We start from the raw sequence: 2,904 nt of genomic DNA, 5'->3' as shown, positions 1-2,904 counted from the left end.
CAATTGTTGGAATTCTTAAGCAATCGTAGGCCAAAAAGGGTAACAATGGCTATATTTCAAACTGGGCTAAGCGCTTTTTCTATGTAAAGTATTAATTTTAAAAATTTATCTCTGGCTGACTGGTTAGCGTATACTTTCCCAGTCCGAAATCATAGCCGAGAACGTTGTAGCACATATAAACCAAACACAAATGTCATTAGAAAAATTTGCGAAAGATTTAGAAAGATTTGACTTCAAAACAAAAGTTGTTAAAGACTCTATTGAAATTGACTACAATGAAATTAAGTTCGAAGTGAATGTCGACGAAGCTTGGTTGAAAGCGATTAAAAAAGTTTACAGAGCGAAACAATATGAATTAAACGAAGAAAGTAAATTTCAAGTTTCTAATCAAGAAGTTGAATTTCAGGTTTTCAAACTAACACCAAGTTTCGTTTATAAACCTCTTTATGAATTCAAAGACAAAAAAGAAAATACAGTTATTTTAACAAATATGTCTAAAGAGTATAAGCTAAATCTATTTAGATTTTCTGACTTTAACTCTGAACGAATTAAGAATAGAGTGACGAGAAGATATAACGACCGCTCTGAAGGAATGAGAAAAAGGAGACCTCGATTTCTATTTAGATTTGACGATTTGTTCTTAAATTATATTACAGTAAAATATCAGCCTAATAGTAAGTTACAAAGAGAAAAACTCATTGAAATTGGTAGAGAAAAATGTAAGTCTTGTTTATTCAAATTAGCGGTAATAGAAAATGAAAGTTGGGAATTAAGGGAAACAGTTAAAGCAAAAGGTTTTAATATACCAATACCAGAAGATGGAGAAAATGACTTTTCAATTCCAAAATCGAACTATGAAGATGATTTGGTTGGGTTTTATAAAGTAGCAAAAAGCAGTATTTTTCCAACACAATCTTTTTTGTCATACTATCATATTTTGGAATATAATTTTTTAAAAGTTTCTGATGAAGAACTATTTAACAAAACGAAAGGCGTAATTAATTCTACAACTTTTAATGCGAGCTATGATAATGTTAATCGACTTCTCTCAATACTTCAAAAACACGAAAGAAATTTGGATGAGACCAGTATGCTAAAAAGAGTACTTACTAAATTTATTGATGAAGAAGAGTTTATTCAGTTTATAATTGAGATAGAAAATAATGCTAAAGAAAAAATATTCTCAAAACCTAAAGAACCTATTTTCGGAGAGAGAATTCCATTAAAATTAGAAGAAGGACACGCAATATCAAACGTTTCTAAAATCATCAAACATATTAGAAATTCACTTGTTCATTCAAGCGATAAATACACAAGAGAGGAATGTGTAATTCCATTCTCGGAGTCCGAATCTATTGTAATAAAATATATTCCAATTCTTAAATTTTTGGCTGAAAAAGTAATATATGCGAATGCAAAATAAAATACGTGCTACAACACCGTATATAATTTATTGCTGGCTTCTTGCCTACTTACGAAAGTCCTCGCGGACTTTCTTGGTCGGTAATTATTTACTAAATTAGTTGCTTAAACCACGCAACAAACCATATACAAACACGTTACTTTTAATGGTGCGACATCAAAATTTCGGCAGTATTAAAATTCTCGTGGCTGACTTTTTAAATGAAAAATTACGCACTCAGACGGAATGCTCACTCAGGTGTGAATTGAAAAAATAAAAACTTACTCAGGTGCGAATTTTATCACTCAGACGGAATGCTTACTCAAGACCGAATTGAATAACTTTAAAATTAAAAAAACTCACTCAAACGGACTTTTTACTCGGTCGGATTTACTTTGTATGAATTTTTATAGGTAAATTGTAAACCCATAGTTAAGTTGAAAATTTAGAAGATTGAATTTTTAAAACTCAGTGTTTGAATTTATAGTTTGCGGAATTGAAAACCACAAAAAGTAACAATGGCTATATTTCAAACTGGGCTAAGCGCTTTTTCTATGTAAAATATTAATTTTAAAAATTTATCTCTGGCTGACTGGTTAGCCTATACTTTCCCAGTCCGAAATCATAGCCGGGACGTTGTAATCAATAGCTCAAAATGAAAAGAAACCTCCTAATCATTATTATTTTATTTCAAATTCCATTTCTAATGACTGGTCAAAATGATGATAATTTTGAGGTTCAAGCTGATGCCACTTCGAACACAGAAATTCAAATCTTTCAAGAAAAATTCAATGTATGGGTTAAATCCTTCAATAATGATTCTCTTAAAACAGATTTCAAATCTGAAAGAATGATAAATAATTTTATTCTGTTTTCGGAAGATGGACTAATGATGAAAGACTTAAAATTTCACTCTGCTGAATCCTGCAAAAATGAAATCATTGCAAATCTTCCGAATACGGAAAACAAGGCTGAAGAAAATGATTGGATTTATGTGACTTTAGAAAGTCAAGTAAATAAACCTGAACTTATTGAAATATTGACTTTTCTCCGAGAAAAGAAAATTGAATACCGGTTTGGACAAGAAGATGAGTTTATTCCACAGATGATTAAACAGTAAATAGTTGGACGGACTTAACTCAGACGCAACTGTTGCGCAGATGGACTTCACTCGGTCGGAATTAAAAGCAAAAAGCAAAATTTCATGCTTACTCGTGCGTGTCGCTACTGATTACAACAATGCCTAAACGTAATGCGGACTGTAGGGCAGAACCGAAAGGTCTATGTATATTTATAATATCGCTAAATCTTATGGATTTAGCTTTGGACAAGAAAAAATAAAACTAAACAATAAGCTTTAGCTTCGTGCGCAGACGGAAACTCAACGTTTCCTTGCCTCCGCACTACGCTTAGCCTAGACGTTACCCACAATATGACAAAACCAATGCTGACATACATTTTAATCGGAATAGTTTCAATCGTAGGAGTTGGAATTCTAATTA

At 31.7% G+C, this 2,904-nt stretch carries 2 protein-coding genes; both read left to right on the top strand.

The window, feature by feature from the left end; translation table 11 throughout:
• Window positions 1–190 precede the first annotated feature (190 nt).
• Complete coding sequence (locus Q0945_RS15740) at window positions 191–1,423, top strand: hypothetical protein (RefSeq protein WP_299436539.1); 1,233 nt, start codon at window positions 191–193, stop codon at window positions 1,421–1,423.
• Between the two features lie 685 nt (window positions 1,424–2,108).
• The gene (locus tag Q0945_RS15735; protein ID WP_299436537.1) at window positions 2,109–2,522 is read left to right on the top strand and encodes a hypothetical protein; all 414 of its coding nucleotides are present in this window, start codon (window positions 2,109–2,111) and stop codon (window positions 2,520–2,522) included.
• Window positions 2,523–2,904: the final 382 nt, after the last annotated feature.

The organism is uncultured Maribacter sp., from assembly GCF_947500405.1.
In the GTDB taxonomy this organism is placed as follows: Bacteria; Bacteroidota; Bacteroidia; order Flavobacteriales; family Flavobacteriaceae; genus Maribacter_B.
Note: the sequence above shows the minus strand (reverse complement) of the source record. Positions and strands in the feature narration are given on the sequence as shown.

What these genes read in the sequence shown, in the direction of transcription:
- Q0945_RS15740 (WP_299436539.1), top strand. Translation starts at nt 191, where the DNA reads ATGTCATTAGAAAAATTTGCGAAAGATTTAGAAAGATTTGACTTCAAA.
- Q0945_RS15735 (WP_299436537.1), top strand. Translation starts at nt 2,109, where the DNA reads ATGACTGGTCAAAATGATGATAATTTTGAGGTTCAAGCTGATGCCACT.